This window comes from Salmonella sp. SG203 (assembly GCF_013350575.1).
Lineage (GTDB): Bacteria > Pseudomonadota > Gammaproteobacteria > Enterobacterales > Enterobacteriaceae > Salmonella > Salmonella enterica.
The window spans coordinates 102,517-121,121 of the sequence record NZ_SNMT01000012.1; the positions used below are offsets into that span (position 1 = coordinate 102,517).

General features: G+C 51.7%; 15 protein-coding genes. 12 read left to right on the plus strand and 3 right to left on the minus strand.

The window, feature by feature from the left end; genetic code table 11:
• The first annotated feature begins 60 nt into the window (after window positions 1–60).
• From gcl to glxK, 8 genes are all read left to right on the plus strand, one after another.
• On the plus strand, window positions 61–1,842 hold the full coding sequence (gcl, locus tag HV477_RS17485) for a glyoxylate carboligase (protein ID WP_079899303.1): 1,782 nt from the start codon (window positions 61–63) through the stop codon (window positions 1,840–1,842).
• A 12-nt stretch (window positions 1,843–1,854) separates the two neighbouring features.
• The gene (gene hyi, locus HV477_RS17490) at window positions 1,855–2,631 is read left to right on the plus strand and encodes a hydroxypyruvate isomerase (RefSeq protein ID WP_023203769.1); all 777 of its coding nucleotides are present in this window, start codon (window positions 1,855–1,857) and stop codon (window positions 2,629–2,631) included.
• Between the two features lie 100 nt (window positions 2,632–2,731).
• The gene (gene glxR / locus HV477_RS17495) at window positions 2,732–3,610 is read left to right on the plus strand and encodes a 2-hydroxy-3-oxopropionate reductase (RefSeq protein ID WP_000765815.1); all 879 of its coding nucleotides are present in this window, start codon (window positions 2,732–2,734) and stop codon (window positions 3,608–3,610) included.
• 65 nt (window positions 3,611–3,675) lie between these two features.
• Window positions 3,676–4,923 (plus strand): MFS transporter, encoded by a 1,248-nt coding sequence (locus HV477_RS17500; protein WP_079801860.1) that lies wholly within the window; start codon window positions 3,676–3,678, stop codon window positions 4,921–4,923.
• 95 nt (window positions 4,924–5,018) lie between these two features.
• The gene (locus tag HV477_RS17505; protein WP_000401063.1) at window positions 5,019–6,473 is read left to right on the plus strand and encodes a putative allantoin permease; all 1,455 of its coding nucleotides are present in this window, start codon (window positions 5,019–5,021) and stop codon (window positions 6,471–6,473) included.
• A 78-nt stretch (window positions 6,474–6,551) separates the two neighbouring features.
• Window positions 6,552–7,913 carry an allantoinase AllB gene (gene allB, locus HV477_RS17510; RefSeq protein ID WP_000006865.1) on the plus strand — a complete coding sequence of 454 codons (1,362 nt, stop codon included), beginning with the start codon at window positions 6,552–6,554 and terminating at the stop codon, window positions 7,911–7,913.
• Between the two features lie 58 nt (window positions 7,914–7,971).
• Complete coding sequence (locus HV477_RS17515) at window positions 7,972–9,270, plus strand: uracil/xanthine transporter (protein ID WP_000484505.1); 1,299 nt, start codon at window positions 7,972–7,974, stop codon at window positions 9,268–9,270.
• 22 nt (window positions 9,271–9,292) lie between these two features.
• Entirely contained in the window at window positions 9,293–10,441 is a 1,149-nt protein-coding gene (glxK, locus tag HV477_RS17520; protein WP_023227355.1) for a glycerate 3-kinase, read from the plus strand.
• Between the two features lie 78 nt (window positions 10,442–10,519).
• Here glxK and allE read toward each other — a convergent pair whose 3' ends face one another.
• The 3 genes from allE to allD are packed head-to-tail and all read right to left on the minus strand — an operon-like array spanning window position 10,520 to window position 13,622.
• The gene (gene allE / locus HV477_RS17525; protein ID WP_000540985.1) at window positions 10,520–11,305 is read right to left on the minus strand and encodes a (S)-ureidoglycine aminohydrolase; all 786 of its coding nucleotides are present in this window, start codon (window positions 11,303–11,305) and stop codon (window positions 10,520–10,522) included.
• 10 nt (window positions 11,306–11,315) lie between these two features.
• Window positions 11,316–12,551, minus strand: a complete 1,236-nt coding sequence (gene allC / locus HV477_RS17530; RefSeq protein WP_000589769.1) for an allantoate deiminase — start codon at window positions 12,549–12,551, stop codon at window positions 11,316–11,318.
• Between the two features lie 21 nt (window positions 12,552–12,572).
• On the minus strand, window positions 12,573–13,622 hold the full coding sequence (gene allD, locus HV477_RS17535; RefSeq protein ID WP_079899304.1) for an ureidoglycolate dehydrogenase: 1,050 nt from the start codon (window positions 13,620–13,622) through the stop codon (window positions 12,573–12,575).
• 315 nt (window positions 13,623–13,937) lie between these two features.
• Between allD and HV477_RS17540 the strand changes: the two genes are divergently transcribed.
• The 4 genes from HV477_RS17540 to HV477_RS17555 are packed head-to-tail and all read left to right on the plus strand — an operon-like array spanning window position 13,938 to window position 18,589.
• Window positions 13,938–15,602, plus strand: coding sequence for an acyl-CoA synthetase FdrA (locus tag HV477_RS17540; protein ID WP_058112861.1), 1,665 nt, complete (start codon window positions 13,938–13,940; stop codon window positions 15,600–15,602).
• A 9-nt stretch (window positions 15,603–15,611) separates the two neighbouring features.
• Window positions 15,612–16,871, plus strand: a complete 1,260-nt coding sequence (locus HV477_RS17545) for a DUF1116 domain-containing protein (protein ID WP_000495330.1) — start codon at window positions 15,612–15,614, stop codon at window positions 16,869–16,871.
• 11 nt (window positions 16,872–16,882) lie between these two features.
• Entirely contained in the window at window positions 16,883–17,692 is an 810-nt protein-coding gene (locus HV477_RS17550) for a DUF2877 domain-containing protein (protein WP_079899305.1), read from the plus strand.
• Window positions 17,693–17,695: 3 nt separating this feature from the next.
• Window positions 17,696–18,589: a carbamate kinase gene (locus HV477_RS17555; RefSeq protein WP_021000026.1), complete on the plus strand. Its 894-nt coding sequence runs from the start codon at window positions 17,696–17,698 to the stop codon at window positions 18,587–18,589.
• The last annotated feature ends 16 nt before the right edge of the window (window positions 18,590–18,605 follow it).

Below are 18,605 nucleotides of genomic sequence, written 5' to 3' on the forward strand. Positions count from 1 at the left end.
GACTTTTTTAAAATTTTTAAAGGTTGGAAACTTTTTCCAATAAAAAGAGGTAGCAATAAAATGGCAAAAATGAGAGCCGTGGATGCGGCAATGTATGTGCTGGAAAAAGAAGGTATCACCACAGCATTCGGCGTTCCTGGGGCTGCAATCAACCCCTTCTATTCTGCAATGCGTAAGCATGGAGGCATTCGCCATATACTGGCGCGTCATGTGGAAGGCGCTTCGCATATGGCTGAGGGCTACACACGTGCGGCGGCAGGTAATATTGGGGTTTGCCTGGGCACTTCCGGCCCGGCGGGAACCGACATGATCACCGCGCTCTATTCCGCTTCTGCCGACTCTATCCCGATTTTATGCATTACCGGTCAGGCGCCACGAGCGCGTCTGCACAAGGAAGATTTCCAGGCAGTCGATATTGAAGCGATTGCAAAACCAGTCAGCAAGATGGCAGTAACGGTTCGTGAGGCGGCGCTGGTGCCGCGCGTATTACAGCAGGCTTTTCATCTGATGCGCTCAGGCCGCCCAGGTCCTGTGCTGGTTGATTTACCGTTTGATGTCCAGGTTGCGGAAATCGAATTCGATCCGGATATGTATGAGCCGCTGCCGGTATATAAGCCAGCCGCCAGCCGCGTACAGATTGAAAAGGCGCTGGAGATGCTGATTCAGTCCGAGCGTCCGGTAATTGTCGCGGGCGGCGGGGTTATTAACGCCGACGCCGCGCCACTGCTGCAGCAGTTTGCCGAACTGACCAACGTACCGGTGATCCCTACCCTGATGGGCTGGGGCTGTATCCCGGACGATCACCCCTTAATGGCGGGGATGGTCGGCCTGCAAACGGCGCACCGCTACGGCAACGCCACTCTGCTGGCATCCGATATGGTTTTTGGCATCGGTAACCGTTTCGCCAACCGTCATACGGGGTCCGTTGAGAAATATACTCAGGGTCGAAAAATCATCCATATCGATATTGAACCGACGCAAATTGGCCGCGTGTTGTGCCCGGATCTGGGCATCGTTTCTGACGCCAAAGCGGCGCTAACGTTGCTGATCGATGTCGCGCAGGAGATGCAAAAAGCGGGGCGTTTGCCATGCCGGAAGACCTGGGTGGACGAATGCCAGCAGCGTAAACGGACTTTGCTGCGTAAAACCCACTTTGACAACGTGCCAGTGAAGCCGCAGCGCGTCTATGAAGAGATGAACAAAGCCTTTGGTCGCGATGTGTGCTATGTCACCACCATTGGATTGTCGCAAATCGCGGCAGCGCAGATGCTGCATGTGTTTAAAGACAGACACTGGATCAACTGCGGCCAGGCGGGGCCTCTTGGCTGGACAATCCCGGCGGCATTAGGGGTTTGTGCTGCCGATCCGCAACGCAGTGTGGTGGCGATTTCCGGCGATTTCGACTTCCAGTTCCTGATTGAAGAGTTAGCCGTCGGCGCGCAGTTTAACATTCCGTATATCCATGTGCTGGTTAACAACGCTTATCTTGGTCTGATTCGCCAGTCGCAACGCGCATTTGACATGGACTATTGCGTGCAGCTCGCCTTTGAAAATATCAACTCCAGCGAAGTGAATGGCTATGGCGTTGACCATGTAAAAGTGGCGGAAGGGTTAGGCTGTAAAGCAATTCGTGTCTTTAAACCGGAAGATATTGCGCCTGCATTTGAACAAGCTAAAGCGCTGATGGCGCAATATCGCGTTCCGGTGGTGGTGGAAGTCATTCTGGAACGCGTAACCAATATTTCCATGGGCAGCGAACTGGATAACGTAACCGAGTTTGAAGAGGTTGCGGATAGTGCGAAAGATGCGCCAACAGAAACCTGTTTTATGAAATATGAGTAAGGGAGGTAATCGATGTTACGTTTCTCTGCCAATCTTTCTATGCTGTTTACGGAATATGATTTCCTGGAACGCTTTGATAAAGCGGCGTTGTCGGGATTTCGCGGCGTGGAATTCATGTTTCCCTACGATAACGACATCGAAGTGTTAAAACGTAAACTCAGGGATAATAATCTTGAACATACGTTACATAATTTACCGGCTGGCGACTGGGCGGCTGGCGAACGTGGAATTGCCTGTATTCCTGGGCGCGAAGAAGAGTTTCGCGATGGCGTAGCGGCCGCAATCCGTTATGCACGTGCGTTAGGCAATAAGAAAATAAATTGTCTGGTGGGTAAAACGCCGTCAGGATTCTCCGCAACGGAGATCCACGACACGTTGGTCGAAAACCTGCGCTATGCGGCAAATATGCTGGCGAAAGAAGACATTTTATTACTTATCGAACCTATTAATCACTTTGATATGCCGGGGTTCCATCTCACCGGCACTCAACAGGCGTTAGCATTAATTAAGGATATCGGCAGCGATAATATCAAAATTCAGTATGATATTTATCACATGCAACGCATGGAAGGGGAATTAACGCAAACCATGACGGCATGGGCCGATAAAATAGGCCATTTACAGATTGCTGATAACCCGCGTCGCGGCGAGCCGGGGACCGGGGAAATTAATTATGACTTTATTTTTAATGCCATTAAACAGTCTGGTTATGATGGCTGGGTTGGCTGTGAATATAAACCACTGACTACCACGGAAGCGGGATTATCGTGGATTAATCAGTACCGTTAAAACGCAGAATAATTCGGGCAGCGCTTTTTTTTCCACTGTGTTGGAAGGGGATTGTGTTGCCTGAATCTGGAAACACCGAAAGCAATAAAAGAGGTTGTATATGAAACTGGGATTTATTGGCCTGGGAATTATGGGCTCGCCAATGGCTATCAATTTGGCACGCGCCGGTCATCAATTACACGTTACGACTATTGGTCCGGTCGCGGACGAACTGCTCTCGCTGGGGGCGGTAAATGTTGAGACTGCACGTCAGGTAACTGAATTTGCAGACATTATTTTCATAATGGTGCCGGATACGCCGCAGGTTGAAGAGGTGTTATTTGGCGAACACGGTTGCGCCAAAACATCGCTTCAGGGAAAAACCATCGTCGATATGAGTTCTATTTCTCCTATCGAAACCAAACGTTTTGCCCAGCGCGTTAATGAAATGGGCGCTGATTACCTGGATGCCCCGGTTTCCGGGGGAGAAATCGGGGCGCGTGAAGGCACTCTGTCGATTATGGTCGGCGGCGAGCAGAAAGTCTTTGACCGCGTTAAACCGCTCTTTGACATCCTGGGAAAAAATATCACCCTGGTGGGCGGCAATGGGGATGGGCAAACCTGTAAGGTGGCTAACCAAATTATTGTTGCGCTGAATATTGAAGCGGTTTCTGAAGCCTTAGTGTTTGCTTCAAAAGCAGGCGCCGATCCGGTACGCGTGCGCCAGGCGTTAATGGGCGGGTTCGCCTCTTCACGCATTCTGGAAGTTCACGGCGAGCGCATGATCAACCGGACGTTTGAGCCTGGTTTCAAAATCGCGCTTCATCAGAAAGACCTTAATCTTGCATTGCAAAGCGCAAAAGCGCTGGCGCTGAATTTACCGAATACGGCGACCTGCCAGGAATTATTCAATACCTGTGCGGCAAATGGCGGGAGCCAGCTTGATCATTCGGCAATGGTACAGGCGCTGGAATTAATGGCCAATCATAAATTGTCCTAATTATGTGTATCGCTGCGGCTGCAGCGATACCTGTTCACAAGGAACACTCTGTAAAGGTGAAGAACATGAGTGAAACTAAAAAATCCGGGATTGATTACTGGAAACAAATTGTTGTCGTAATGAGTCTGGGCTGGGTAGCGATTTGGATCTATCGCACCGTGCTTACGCCAATTTATCCAGAAATTCAGGCATCTTTAGACAATGTAAGTAATGCAGAAATAGGCGCCATTGCAAGTTTTTACTTTTTTGCTTACTGCAGTATGCAAATCCCTTGCGGAATATTGGTCGATAAATTCGGTCAAAAAATCATGCTGATGGCCGGATTTACGCTTTTTATTATTGGTACACTCTGTATCGCGAAAGCCAATGGCCTGGCCATGATCTATATAGGGTCGCTAATGGCAGGTGGCGGATGCGCTTCTTTCTTTAGCTCGGCTTATTCACTCTCTTCGGCAAACGTGCCGCAGGCCCGTCGGGCATTAGCCAACGCGATTATCAACAGCGGGTCGGCTATAGGGATGGGGATTGGCTTAATCGGTTCCAGCGTATTAGTAAAAAACATGAGCATGGCCTGGCAAAATGTACTGTATATCGTGGCCGCGATATTAGTAATCATGCTGTGCGTCTTTACGCTGATCATTCGCGGTAAAGCCAAAAGCGACTCTGCGCAAGCGGAAAAGCAAACCCAAACCGTTACGGAAGATGAGAAACGTGCGCCTTTATTCTCTGGTTTATTGTGTAGCGTTTACTTCCTCTATTTCTGTACCTGCTACGGTTATTATTTGATAGTGACCTGGCTGCCCTCTTATCTACAGACTGAAAGAGGATTTGATGGCGGAGCTATCGGGCTGGCATCAGCGCTGGTGGCGGTGGTTGGCGTACCGGGGGCGTTATTTTTTAGCCATCTGTCAGATAAATTCCGTAACAGTAAAGTTAAGGTTATTCTCGGTCTGGAAATTGTGGCGGCAGCAATGTTGGCGTTTACGGTTTTGTCCCCGAATACCACGATGCTAATGGTCAGCCTGACGCTATACGGCTTGCTGGGGAAAATGGCGGTAGACCCGATCCTGATCTCCTTTGTATCTGAACAGGCTTCGGCAAAAAGTCTGGGAAGAGCTTTCAGCCTTTTTAATTTCTTTGGCATGAGCTCGGCGGTTGTCGCCCCAACGTTGACCGGATTTATTTCGGATGTAACGGGGTCGAAGGAGATCAGTTTTGTGATTTCAGCATGTTTAGTGGTCACCGGAACGCTGATCTTTGCTGTCGTCACTTTATATAAAAAGAAAGCAACGCAACGTATTGCTTCAGCTTAAAAATAATTATATTTACTAATTCTTTATTTTATATTTATTTGTTCCTCATAGCTAAACCCATAACAACGTTATCCGATGCGTGAAAAGAGGGATTTATGGAACATCAAAGAGAGCTATACCAGCAGCGCGGTTATAGCGAAGACTTATTACCTAAAACAGAAACCCAACGAAACTGGAAGGCATTTAACTATTTCACCTTATGGATGGGATCTGTACATAACGTGCCAAATTACGTTATGGTCGGCGGTTTTTTTATACTGGGGCTATCAACATTTAATATCATGTTGGCCATTATTATCAGCGCATTATTTATTGCGGCGGCGATGGTAATGAATGGCGCGGCAGGCAGCAAATATGGCGTTCCTTTTGCTATGATATTGCGAGGTTCTTACGGTGTCCGCGGCGCGCTATTCCCTGGATTATTGCGAGGGGGAATCGCGGCAATTATGTGGTTCGGCTTACAGTGTTACGCGGGATCGCTGGCATTTCTTATTTTGATTGGGAAGATCTGGCCAGGATTTCTGACATTAGGCGGAGATTTCAAGCTGCTGGGTCTTTCACTGCCAGGACTAATTACTTTTCTAATTTTTTGGATTATTAACGTTGGCATCGGTTTTGGCGGTGGTAAAGTATTAAATAAATTTACCGCTATTCTCAATCCATGTATTTACATTGTCTTTGGCGGCATGGCTATTTGGGCAATATCGCTGGTTGGCATTGGCCCGATTCTGGACTATCTGCCTTCAGGCGTGCAAAAAGCAGAGCACAGCGGCTTTCTGTTCCTGGTGGTGATTAACGCCGTAGTCGCCGTCTGGGCTGCGCCAGCAGTGAGTGCGTCCGATTTCACGCAAAACGCGCATTCATTTCGCGCTCAGGCATTGGGACAAACACTGGGGCTTATCGTAGCGTATATATTATTCGCCGTAGCCAGCGTGTGCATTATTGCCGGAGCCAGTATTCATTATGGTATGGATACCTGGAACGTGCTGGATATTGTGCAGCGCTGGGACAGCCTGTTTGCTTCATTTTTTGCGGTGCTGGTGATTCTGATGACGACAATTTCAACCAACGCCACCGGTAATATTATACCTGCGGGGTATCAAATTGCGGCACTTGCCCCGACAAAGCTTAACTATAAAAATGGCGTAATGATTGCCAGTATTATCAGTCTACTGATTTGCCCATGGAAATTAATGGAGAATCAGGACAGTATTTATCTGTTCCTCGATATTATCGGCGGTATGCTTGGCCCGGTAATCGGCGTAATGTTAGCTCATTATTTTGTGGTAATGCGTGGAAAAATTAATCTTGATGAGCTGTACACCGCCAGCGGTGATTACAAATATTATGATAATGGATTTAACCTGACTGCATTTTCAGTCACCCTGGTCGCAGTCATTCTGTCATTAGGCGGCAAGTTTATACCATTTATGGAGCCTTTATCCCGCGTGTCCTGGTTTGTAGGCGTAATAGTTGCGTTCGTTGCTTATGCGCTATTGAAGAAACGCACGGGTTTTGAAAATACAGGAGAGAAAAAACTCGCAGGTTAAATATTGAAAAAGCATTAAGCGTATTTAATAAAGTGTGCGCTATTTAAAAACTATCTGTATCCATACAAGGAGTTTGTTATGTCTTTTGATTTAATTATTAAGAACGGTACTGTCATCTTAGAAAACGAAGCGAGAGTTATCGATATCGCCGTCCAGGGCGGAAAAATCGCCGCGATTGGCGAAAACCTGGGGGAAGCGAAAAATGTGCTGGATGCGACGGGATTGATCGTTTCGCCGGGCATGGTTGACGCGCATACCCACATTTCTGAACCGGGCCGTACCCACTGGGAAGGCTATGAAACCGGTACCCGCGCGGCGGCGAAAGGCGGTATTACCACGATGATTGAGATGCCGCTCAATCAGCTGCCGGCGACGGTCGATCGTGAGACGATTGAACTCAAGTTTGACGCGGCAAAAGGTAAATTGACCATCGACGCCGCGCAGTTGGGCGGTTTGGTCTCTTATAACCTGGATCGGCTGCATGAGCTGGACGAAGTGGGCGTTGTCGGCTTCAAGTGCTTTGTCGCCACCTGCGGCGATCGTGGCATCGATAATGATTTTCGCGACGTTAATGACTGGCAGTTTTACAAAGGCGCGCAAAAATTGGGGGAAATGGACCAGACGGTACTGGTACATTGCGAAAATGCTCTGATTTGCGATGAGCTGGGCGAGGAAGCTAAACGCGAAGGTCGCGTAACGGCGCATGATTATGTCGCCTCACGTCCGGTATTTACTGAAGTGGAAGCCATTCGTCGCGTGCTGTATCTGGCGAAAGCGGCAGGTTGCCGTCTGCACGTTTGCCATATCAGCAGCCCGGAGGGGGTAGAGGAAGTAACGCGCGCGCGTCAGGAAGGCCAGGATGTCACCTGTGAATCGTGCCCGCACTATTTTGTCCTCGATACCGATCAGTTCGAAGAGATTGGCACCCTGGCAAAATGTTCTCCGCCAATTCGCGACCAGGAAAACCAGAAAGGGATGTGGGAAAAACTGTTTAACGGCGAAATCGACTGCCTGGTATCCGACCACTCTCCATGTCCTCCGGAAATGAAAGCAGGCAATATCATGCAAGCATGGGGTGGAATTGCCGGACTGCAAAACTGCATGGACGTCATGTTTGATGAAGCGGTGCAAAAACGCGGTATGTCGTTGCCGATGTTTGGCAAATTAATGGCGACCAACGCCGCCGATATTTTTGGTCTGAAACATAAAGGACGTATTGCCCCCGGCAAAGATGCTGACCTGGTCTTTATTCAGCCTGACAGCAGCTATGTTCTGAAAAATGAAGATCTGGAATATCGCCATAAAGTCAGTCCGTATGTTGGCCGTACTATTGGCGCGCGTATTACCAAAACGATTTTGCGCGGCGATGTTATTTATGACATCGAGCATGGCTTCCCTGTGCCGCCAAAAGGTCAGTTTATCCTTAAACATCAGCAGTAATCCGGTGTGATTTAATGCCCGTCGTCACGACGGGCATTCTCTATTTTAAGGTGTGGATATGTTCCCTGTTATTAACCGCGAAAGTGTGTTGTCCGGCTTTCAGTGGTTTTTCTTTATTTTCTGTAACACGGTTGTGGTTCCCCCTACCTTGCTGTCCGCTTTTCATCTTCCCGCTGATAACCTGTTAATGCTCACACAATACGCTTTTTTGACCACCGCGTTGGCCTGCCTGGTTCAGGCATTTTGCGGCCATCGCCGGGCCATTATGGAAGGGCCGACAGGGCTGTGGTGGGGCGCTATTCTTACGATTACGCTTGGCGAGGCGTCTCGCGGCACGCCGCTGAACGATATCGCCTCCAGCCTGTCGGTCGGGATCGCGATCTCCGCAATGGTGACGATATTTATCGGCATTAGCGGCTTAGGACACCGTCTGGCTCGCCTGTTTACGCCGGCGGTAATGGTTTTTTTCATGCTGCTTTTGGGCGCGCAGCTGACCTCAATATTTTTTAAAGGCATGCTGGGGCTGCCTTTTGGCATTGCCGATACCAGCGCCAGAATCAAATTGGCCCCCTTTGGGCTGGCGGTCGCGGTGATGTGTTTTATCCTCGCGATGATTATTTTCCTGCAACAGCGTATCTCCCGTTACGCGTTACTGGTAGGGACCGTGGTCGGGTGGGGGCTATGGCGGTTATGCTTTCCTTCATCACACTTACCGCCGGGTGAATTAAGCTGGCGATGGTTTCCTCTGGGCAGCCACGGCACGCTGATGCCGGGTATTATTGTGACGGCGGTGATGACGGGGTTAGTCAACATCAGCAACACTTACGGCGCCATCCGCGGTACCGATATCTTTTATCTGCATCAAGGGTCGGGCAGTTCTCGTTATCGCCGAAGCTTTATGATTTCCGGACTGATGACGTTAGTGACGGTGCCTTTCGCTGTCGTGCCTTTTTCGCCTTTTGTATCTTCCATTGGTTTATTAACGCAAACCGGCGACAGTTCTCGCAAATCCTTTATCTGCGGTAGCGCGCTGTGTCTGCTGGTTGCCATTATAACGCCGTTAACCCGCTTATTTTGCGCTATTCCACTGGCGATCAGCAGCGCCGTTATGCTGGTCTCTTATTTACCTTTACTTTATTCCGGTTTGGTTTTTAGCCAGCAAATTACGTTTACCGCGCGGAATATTTATCGCCTGGCGTTACCGCTTTTTGTCGGCATTTTTTTGATGGGGCTTCCTCCGGTCTATTTACAGGATCTTCCACTGATGATTCGTCCTCTGCTTAGCAACGGATTACTGGTGGGAATCTTACTGGCAGTGCTTATGGAAAATCTTATTCCGTGGGAACGCATTAAATAACGTGAGAAAACAAGGAGACATGATGAAGATTGTAATTGCGCCAGATTCATTTAAAGAGAGCTTAAGCGCTGATAAATGCTGTCAGGCTATTAAAGCGGGATTTTCAACCGTATTTCCTGATGCGCGCTATGTTTGTTTACCGATCGCCGATGGCGGAGAAGGAACCGTGGACGCAATGGTGGCTGCGACCGGCGGGAAACGGGTTTCTGTGGACGTTAGCGGGCCGATGGGGGAAAAAGTAAACGGATTTTATGGCCTGACCGGCGACGGCAAAACGGCGATTATTGAAATGGCGGCGGCGAGCGGATTGATGCTGGTGGCGCCCGAGGCGCGTAATCCGCTGCTGGCATCCAGTTTCGGCACCGGCGAATTGATTCGTCACGCCCTGGACGCGGGGATTCGCCATATTATTCTGGGTATCGGCGGCAGCGCCACGGTGGATGGCGGAATGGGAGTAGCGCAGGCGCTCGGTGTGCGTTTTCTGGACGCGCAGGGAACGCCGCTTGGCGCCGGAGGGGGCAATTTATCGCGCCTGGCGAGCATTGACCTGCAGGGGCGCGATCCGCGAATTTCAGAGTGTCGTATTGAGGTCGCCTGTGATGTTGATAACCCGTTGGTGGGGCCACGCGGCGCGGCGGCGGTATTCGGTCCGCAGAAAGGGGCGACGCCTGAAATGGTCGAGACGCTGGAAAATGGATTGCGTAATTATGCCCGTGTCTTACATGCCCTGACCGGACGCGACATGTCTCAAATACCGGGCGGTGGAGCGGCCGGAGGAATGGGGATTGCCGCTATCGTCTTCCTGGAAGCGGAAATGAAGCCCGGTATTGAGATTGTTATGCAGGCGGTGAAGCTGGAGGAGGCGGTAAAAGAGGCCTCGCTGGTGATTACCGGAGAAGGGCGAATCGACTCGCAAACGGCGGGAGGAAAAGCGCCGATAGGCGTCGCGTCAGTGGCGAAACGGCATCATGTCCCGGTTATCGGCATCGCCGGCGTACTGGGAGACGGCGTGGAGGTGGTCCATCGCCACGGTATTGATGCGGTATTCAGTATTTTGCCGCGGCTGGCGCCTTTGCCGGAGGTTCTGGCGAACGGTGAACAAAATCTCTACCACAGCGCCTGTAATATTGCCCGCGTCATCAAACTTGGCCAGGACATCGGGACTCGTTAAGTATAAAAAAAGCCACGGTTCTCACCGTGGCAAAATCCAACATAGCTAAATAAAAATAATCAGGAGGGCTGCCCGCCGTTAAATCATAACGTCGCGGTTACAGTCTTTGGAGTAGATGTAGCTGAATGCTTCGCCACGACCTACACCGTATCCGGCCTGCAGGGAATAAGCGCCCATGAAGATGTAGTCGCCTTTTTTCACCGGCACCCAGTTGTTGTCGAGGTTATAAACCCCCTGGCCGGAAAGGATATAAGCGCCATGTTCCTGGACGTGGGTTTCAATATAGCCGTGGCTGGCGCCCGGTTCGAACGACAGAATATGCATATTCATATCGAAGCCCAGCTCTTTAGGCAGGAAATCCAGCAGAATAACATCTTCCATGCCTTCATAATGAATACGCTCCAGCTGGCTGGCATTGCCGGAAACCAACCACGGGGCATGCCCCTCGACAGGAGTATAGCGGCGTTTATATAAAAATAGCTGGCTGTCTTCCGTTTGAGCGTTGCTAAAGGTCATCATCTCGCCCGGTGGACAATAGAGGTATCCGCCTTGGGTTAAAGAGAATGTTTTTCCTTCTGCTTTAGCTTCAATATTTCCCGTAATGACATAGAGAAAAGTTTCAATCCCCTCGCCGCCAAAGCCCTGCTGGTTGCCGCCATTCTGATGTAAGGTGACCAGATAATCGACGAAAGAAGCACCCAGCTTCGGCGTCGAAAGGATGGTGACGTCACAGTTTTCAAATCCGGGAATAATATTTTTCACCAGACCGTCCGGCGTTAAGAGCGCATAGTTACCGTGTTTCACAATGGCGCGGTTCGCCAGTAAATCATCGCGGTAACCCGTGACGTTATTCAGATATCCCATTGATGGCTCCTTATTTTTGCCAGGCAAGTTGATGAAGCATTAATGCCAGAGTTTTGACCCCTTCAGCAAGGTCATTAATGTTGGTACGTTCCGCCGGGTTATGGCTGATACCATTAATGCTGGGGACGAAAATCATACAGGTAGGGACGCGCGGCGCGAAAATTTGCGCGTCATGACCTGCGCCGCTATGCATTATGCGATAGTTCAGTTGTTCGGTTTCACACAGCCTGGTGAGGGCTGCGACCAGTTCGGCGTTCATCGGCACCGGCGCTTCGTCCATCCACAAATCGATATCGATGCTGATATCCATTTCATCGCAGATGGCGCGCATATCGTTTTCCAACTGTTCGGTAAATTCGCGAAGTACCGCGGCGTCCGTATGCCGGCAATCGATTGTAAATGTGGTTTTTCCAGGGACAACATTGACCGTATTCGGCTGCGGCTCAACTTTGCCGAACGTTAATACCAGGGGATCGCCATGCTGTTTGGCTTTTTCAATGGACTGACTGCAAATACGACTGAAGGCATGCACCGTATCGCGACGATAGCCCATTGGCGTTGTGCCTGCATGGTTGGACTCGCCGTTGAGCGTCACCGTGTAGCGACGTTGCCCGACGATGGCGTTGACGACGCCAATCGACTGTCCGTTGCTCTCCAGAACGCAGCCTTGCTCAATATGCAATTCAACAAAGGCGCGGATATCGGTTCGCGCGGCGAGCGGCGCGGCGGGAAGGGTAAATCCGCACGCCTGCATAGCGTCGACAAAGCCTGTGCCTTTGGCGTCCTGGATATGGCGTACCTCTTCAGGATTCGCCAGGCCAAAAATGTTCTTGCTGCCCCAAAAAACGTAAGGGAAACGGCTGCCTTCTTCCTCAGCCATTGATACTACCTCGACGGTGCGCAGCGGCGCGCCGTAGGTCGCTTTTAGCCAGTCGAGCGCCAGCCAGGCGGCAAGCGCGCCGAATTGTCCGTCCAGATTGCCGCCGTTGACGACCGTATCAATATGCGAACCGCTTAAAATCACCTGCTCCGGAAATTGTGTGCCGCAAAGGCGGCCATATAAATTTCCGACGTCATCAAAGCGTGTTTCCAGACCGCTTTCTGCCATTCGCTTTTTAAACTGCTGCTGTGTTTCCAGCCACTCAGGCGAATAAAGTAAACGCGTCATTCCACCCGTAGGATCGGCTCCAATGGAAGAGAGCCAGGGCAATGTTTCTTCTATCGCGTGGCGAAAATGCTTTATCATAGAAAATTCCTGTTTCAATAATTATTGGGCAAAGGGATTTTTTGTTTCGTATGACTTGAGATAGAGGGCATCGGAAATCAGATATTGATAAATATCATCAACAATATCGATACCATTCATATCGGCATTTTTCTGTTTAATATCCTGATCCTGTCCAGGATAATAAACCTGTTTAAAACCGGGGGCGGGCTTCACGGAATTGAGTTCCTGCATGGTCTGACTAATATGTTTGCGGAATAATTCACAGGAAGAAAAGAACGCCGGATTAATGACCAGATGAAGTTGTCCTAAATTGCGTCCGACGTGTAAATCTTCATACATCGAACTGACCTGGCGGCCAAACGGCAGCCCCAGCAGAATACCGGACAGAATATCGATCATCATCATCAGGCCGTAACCTTTCGGGCCTGCGGCGGGTAATAACGCATTGACGGCAAAAGGATCCTGTGTCGGCGCGCCATTTTTATCAACGGCCCAACTCTCCGGAATGGACTCATTGCGGGACCGTGCATCGAGGACTTTTCCCCAGGCCTGCACGGTGGTGGCCATATCGAAGGTAATGATGTCATCGCCTTCGCCCGGCGCGGCAAAGGCCAGCGGATTAGTGCCATAGTAAATATCCGCCCCGCCAAACGGCACGACCATAGGATCGGACTGACAGATAGACAGACCGATCAGGCCTTCGCGAGCAGCCTGGCGGACGAAATAAGAGATGGCGCCGCTATGGCCCATTCTGCTAATGCCGACAACCGCGACGCCATTTTTTTTGGCTATTTCAATAGCATGCTCCATTCCCATTTTGGCTGCGACCTGTCCGGCAGCATTATCGGCATGCAGTATCGCCGTACAGGGACCGGTATTCTCAATGCGGAACGTAGGCTCCCGGTTGGTGCCGCCTTTTGAAATTCGTTCGGCATAATATTCAACACGTACGGCGCCATGTGAGTGAATACCTCTGGCATCTGCATAAACCAGTACGTCGGCGACGATGGCGGCGTGCTCACGTTTTAGTCCGGCTTTATAAAGCTTATTTTCGATAAGCTGATGGAGTGTTTCCCGACTGATTTTCATCTGTCTTCCTTTTTAACGACGGTGTGAAGCATGACTGCGATTAACATACCGGGAAAGTAAAATGATTATGTGATCCAGACAGGCAAAAAAATATAATTAGAATTTATTTGATAATCAGGCGGGTTTTATCTTTTTGCTTAAATAAAAAGCTTTTTTAGAAAATCATAACTAATCCTTTAGCCGTTGTTTGAATTCTTTTGTTAATAAATTTGATGTGACGTTAATCACTCTATTTACCCTCCCGGATATATACCGTGAAGCGCACATTAACACTGCTCGTGCAATTGCAATGGGTGCAATTATTAAGGAGTTGTTATGATCCACGCCTTTATTAAAAAAGGGTGTTTTCAGGACTCTGTCAGCTTAATGATTATTTCTCGAAAGCTGAGTGAGTCCGAAAATGTTGATGATGTATCGGTAATGATGGGAACGCCTGCGAATAAGTCGCTGCTGGAAACTACCGGTTTCTGGCATGACGATTTTCATGGCGCTACGCCCAATGACATTTGCGTGGCGATTCGTACCGAGGCGGTAGATGACGGCATTACGCAAGTGATTGTGCGACAGCTCGAAGAAGCATTGCAGCAGTTGGCGCAGGGAAGCAGCGGCAGCCAGTCGTTAATCCAGGTCAGACGCTGGGAAAGCGCCTGTCAGAAACTGCCAGAGGCGAATCTGGCGCTGGTATCGGTGGCCGGCGAATATGCGGCGGAACTGGCGGAGCAGGCGCTGGATCGTTCGTTGAACGTGATGATCTTCTCCGATAATGTCACGCTGGACGATGAAATCAGACTAAAACGCCGGGCGCGTGATAAAGGACTGCTGGTCATGGGGCCGGATTGCGGCACCGCTATGATCGCCAATACGCCGCTGGCTTTCGCTAACGTCATGCCAGAGGGCAACATCGGGGTGATTGGCGCTTCCGGCACCGGTATTCAGGAGCTCTGTTCACAGATTGCGCTGGCGGGGGAAGGGATTACCCATGCCATCGGGCTTGGCGGACGCGATTTGAGCGCCGAGGTCGGCGGGATCAGCGCGCTAACGGCACTGGACATACTCAGCGCGGATGAAAAGAGCCAGGTGCTGGCCTTTGTCTCCAAACCGCCTGCCGATGCGGTTCGTCAGCATATTATCGCGGCGATGAAAGCCACCGGCAAACCCGTTGTAGCGCTGTTCTTAGGGTTTTCCTCCCCCGTTGCGCGTGAGGAAAACGTCTGGTTTGCCTCGACGCTGGATGAAGCCGCCCGGCTGGCATGTTTATTGTCTCGCGTGACGTCGCAGCGTAAAGAAATGGTTTCAACAGGCGGCGTGATTCGTGGTCTCTATACCGGCGGAACGCTGGCGGCGGAAGCGGCGGGACTGCTGGCCGGCTATCTGGGCGTCGCGACGGATACGGAACATCACCATGGCATGATGCTTGACGCTGACGGCCACCAGATTATCGATCTGGGCGATGACTTTTATACCGTTGGGCGACCACATCCGATGATCGACCCGGCGTTACGTAATCAGCTTATCGCCGGGCTTGGCGCACAGCCGCAGGTACGCGTGTTATTAGTGGACGTCGTTATTGGTTTTGGCGCGACCGCCGATCCCGCCGCATCGCTGATTCAGGCCTGGCAGAAGGCATGTGCCGCACGCGCCAGCGACCAGCCGCTGTTCGCCATCGCAACCGTCACCGGAACGGAACGCGATCCTCAGTGCCGCTCGCAACAAATCGCCGCGCTCGAAGATGCCGGCATCACGGTAGTGGATTCCCTTCCCGAAGCCACTCTGTTGGCCGCGGAACTGATTCGACCCACTCTCTCTTCCACTCATCCATCAGCTCCCCGGTTACTGGAAGCGGTGGCGGTGATTAATGCCGGGTTACGTAGCTTCGCGCTGGATTTACAGGCTGCCGGTATGCCCGTGGTGCACTACCAGTGGGCGCCTGTCGCTGGCGGTAATAAAAAACTGGCTCGTCTGTTAGAACGTTTGCAATAAGGGGTTCCCATGTTTACATCAGTGGCGCAAGCCAACGCTGCAGTCATCGAACAAATTCGTCGCGCACGTCCGCACTGGCTGGATGTGAAGCCAGCTTCTTCATTAATTAGCGTGCTCAATCAGGGGAAAACGCTTCTTCATGCCGGGCCGCCGATGCGCTGGCAAGAGATGACCGGCCCGATGAAAGGCGCCTGTATCGGCGCGTGCCTGTTTGAAGGATGGGCCAAAGATGAAATGAGCGCGCTCGCGCTGTTAGAGCAGGGAAAGGTCAACTTTATTCCCTGCCATCACGTTAACGCCGTGGGGCCGATGGGCGGTATTACGTCAGCCAGTATGCCGATGCTGGTCGTGGAAAATATCACCGACGGCAATCGCGCGTACTGCAATCTCAACGAAGGGATCGGCAAAGTGATGCGTTTCGGCGCCTATGGCGAAGATGTTCAGCAACGTTTGCGCTGGATGCGTGATGTGCTGATGCCGGTATTAAGCGCGGCGCTGGGACGTCTGGAGCGGGGGCTCGACCTGACCGCAATGATGGCGCAGGGCATTACGATGGGAGATGAATTCCACCAGCGCAATATCGCCTCTTCCGCATTGCTGATGCGCACGTTGGCGCCGCATATCGCCCGTCTGGAACACGATAAGCAGCAGATAGCGGAAGTGATGGATTTTCTGAGCGTCACCGATCAATTCTTCCTTAATCTGGCGATGGCCTACTGTAAAGCCGCCATGGACGCAGGCGCGCAGATTCGCGCCGGCAGCATTGTGACGGCGATGACCCGCAATGGCGATATGTTTGGCATTCGGGTTAGCGGTCTGGGCGACCGTTGGTTCACCGCGCCTGTTAATACGCCGCAGGGGCTATTTTTCACCGGTTTTTCGCAGGATCAGGCCAATCCGGACATGGGCGACAGCGCCATTACTGAAACGTTTGGTATTGGCGGCGCTGCGATGATTGCCGCGCCTGGCGTAACGCGTTTTGTCGGTGCCGGGGGAATGGAAGCGGCGAAATCTGTTTCTGAAGAGATGGCTGAAATTTATCTCGAACGCAACATGCAGCTACAAATCCCCGGCTGGGATTTTCAGGGGGCCTGTCTGGGACTGGATATCCGCCGCGTGGTCGAGACCGGAATTACGCCGCTGATTAACACGGGTATCGCGCATAAAGAGGCGGGAATTGGTCAGATTGGCGCGGGAACCGTCCGTGCGCCGCTGGCCTGTTTCGAGCAGGCGCTGGAAGCGCTGGCGGAAAGCATGGGTGTAAGTTAAGAGAGCGTCTCATGAAACGTATCCATCCTCTTATGGCAAGCCGACAATCGGCGGATTATCGGCAACCCTGGCAGATGTCAGGGGTATGGCGTCGCTCTATTAATTTTGTGGCGAAAAGCGGTGAGTTATTAACGCTTCACCGTCGGGGGAGCGGCTTCAGTCCAGGAGGGTGGATACTGCGCGGCGGCGATTTTGACGCCTTGCGTGATGTGCTCACCGATGACGAAAAACCGCAGTTAACCGCTGCCGGTATTCAGATTGGCGAGTTTCTTTTATGCGAGCCGGAGAGGCGCTGTTCGCTGCGGGTTCCACGCTATCTTGCGTCGCCGCGTCTTAACGCGACGTACATGCAGCGTAGTGAGGAGACGGGGCTGTTTGGGCCGTTAACCGTCGCCGCAGCTCAGCCTCTATGTCCGGAACTTCGCCAGTTTTGTCACTGCTTTCAGTCGGCGCTTGCAGGTGCTGCGACTGACTGGCGGCTATGGCTGGGTAAAGGGCCGGGCTTAACGCCCAGTCATGACGACACGCTGACGGGAATGTTGCTGGCGGCCTGGTATTTTGGCGCCATAGATGAACGCGCCGGGCGTAATTTTTTTGCCCAATCCGGCAGCCTTGATCGGGCGACGACGCTCGTGAGCGTTAGCTATTTACGCTATGCGGCTATGGGTTATTTCGCGTCGCCTTTACTCCACTTTATTCATGCGCTGCGACGAGATGTTCGCACAGAAACGGCGATTGACGGACTGCTGGCGCTGGGGCACACCTCTGGCGCGGATACGCTGCTGGGGTTCTGGCTTGGACAACAAATAGTAAAAGGATAGGGAATGAAAACGTTGGTAGTTGCTCTTGGCGGCAACGCATTATTGCAGCGCGGAGAAGCGCTAACGGCAGAGAATCAATATCGCAATATTGCTGACGCGGTGCCCGCGCTGGCGCGACTTGCCCGCTCGTATCGGCTGGCGATAGTACATGGCAACGGCCCTCAGGTCGGCCTGTTGGCTTTACAGAACCTTGCCTGGAAAGCCGTTGAGCCTTATCCGCTGGATGTGCTGGTAGCGGAGAGTCAGGGCATGATCGGCTATATGCTGGCGCAGCGTCTGGCGCTTGAACCCGATATGCCGCCGGTGACTACAGTATTAACGCGGATAAAGGTATCGGCGGACGATCCTGCTTTTCTTGAACCGGAAAAGTTTATTGGTCCCGTTTATTCGCCAGAAGAGCAAATGTCGCTGGAAGCGACTTATGGCTGGCATATGAAACGTGATGGAAAATATCTGCGCCGTGTCGTTGCTTCCCCGGCACCGCGTCAGATTATCGAAAGCGCCGCTATTGAGTTATTGCTAAAAGAGGGCCATGTGGTGATTTGCAGCGGCGGTGGCGGGGTACCTGTTGCCGGCGAGGGCGAAGGGGTCGAGGCGGTGATAGATAAAGACCTGGCGGCGGCATTGCTGGCGGAGCAGATAGCGGCCGATGGTCTGATCATTTTGACGGATGCGGATGCGGTGTATGAACATTGGGGGACGCCGCAGCAGCGCGCTATTCGTCAGGCTTCGCCCGATGAGCTGGCGCCGTTTGCCAAAGCCGATGGCGCGATGGGGCCGAAGGTGACCGCGGTAAGCGGGTATGTGAAGCGGTGCGGAAAGCCGGCATGGATTGGCGCATTGTCGCGTATTGACGATACCCTGGCGGGCAGAGCGGGAACCTGCATCTGTCTGTGATCGCGACGGGCGGCGA

What these genes read in the sequence shown, in the direction of transcription:
- allB (WP_000006865.1), top strand. Translation starts at nt 6,552, where the DNA reads ATGTCTTTTGATTTAATTATTAAGAACGGTACTGTCATCTTAGAAAAC.
- glxR (WP_000765815.1), top strand. Translation starts at nt 2,732, where the DNA reads ATGAAACTGGGATTTATTGGCCTGGGAATTATGGGCTCGCCAATGGCT.
- HV477_RS17550 (WP_079899305.1), top strand. Translation starts at nt 16,883, where the DNA reads ATGAAACGTATCCATCCTCTTATGGCAAGCCGACAATCGGCGGATTAT.
- gcl (WP_079899303.1), top strand. Translation starts at nt 61, where the DNA reads ATGGCAAAAATGAGAGCCGTGGATGCGGCAATGTATGTGCTGGAAAAA.
- HV477_RS17505 (WP_000401063.1), top strand. Translation starts at nt 5,019, where the DNA reads ATGGAACATCAAAGAGAGCTATACCAGCAGCGCGGTTATAGCGAAGAC.
- hyi (WP_023203769.1), top strand. Translation starts at nt 1,855, where the DNA reads ATGTTACGTTTCTCTGCCAATCTTTCTATGCTGTTTACGGAATATGAT.
- HV477_RS17515 (WP_000484505.1), top strand. Translation starts at nt 7,972, where the DNA reads ATGTTCCCTGTTATTAACCGCGAAAGTGTGTTGTCCGGCTTTCAGTGG.
- allD (WP_079899304.1), bottom strand. Translation starts at nt 13,622, where the DNA reads ATGAAAATCAGTCGGGAAACACTCCATCAGCTTATCGAAAATAAGCTT.
- HV477_RS17545 (WP_000495330.1), top strand. Translation starts at nt 15,612, where the DNA reads ATGTTTACATCAGTGGCGCAAGCCAACGCTGCAGTCATCGAACAAATT.
- allE (WP_000540985.1), bottom strand. Translation starts at nt 11,305, where the DNA reads ATGGGATATCTGAATAACGTCACGGGTTACCGCGATGATTTACTGGCG.
- HV477_RS17540 (WP_058112861.1), top strand. Translation starts at nt 13,938, where the DNA reads ATGATCCACGCCTTTATTAAAAAAGGGTGTTTTCAGGACTCTGTCAGC.
- HV477_RS17500 (WP_079801860.1), top strand. Translation starts at nt 3,676, where the DNA reads ATGAGTGAAACTAAAAAATCCGGGATTGATTACTGGAAACAAATTGTT.
- glxK (WP_023227355.1), top strand. Translation starts at nt 9,293, where the DNA reads ATGAAGATTGTAATTGCGCCAGATTCATTTAAAGAGAGCTTAAGCGCT.
- HV477_RS17555 (WP_021000026.1), top strand. Translation starts at nt 17,696, where the DNA reads ATGAAAACGTTGGTAGTTGCTCTTGGCGGCAACGCATTATTGCAGCGC.
- allC (WP_000589769.1), bottom strand. Translation starts at nt 12,551, where the DNA reads ATGATAAAGCATTTTCGCCACGCGATAGAAGAAACATTGCCCTGGCTC.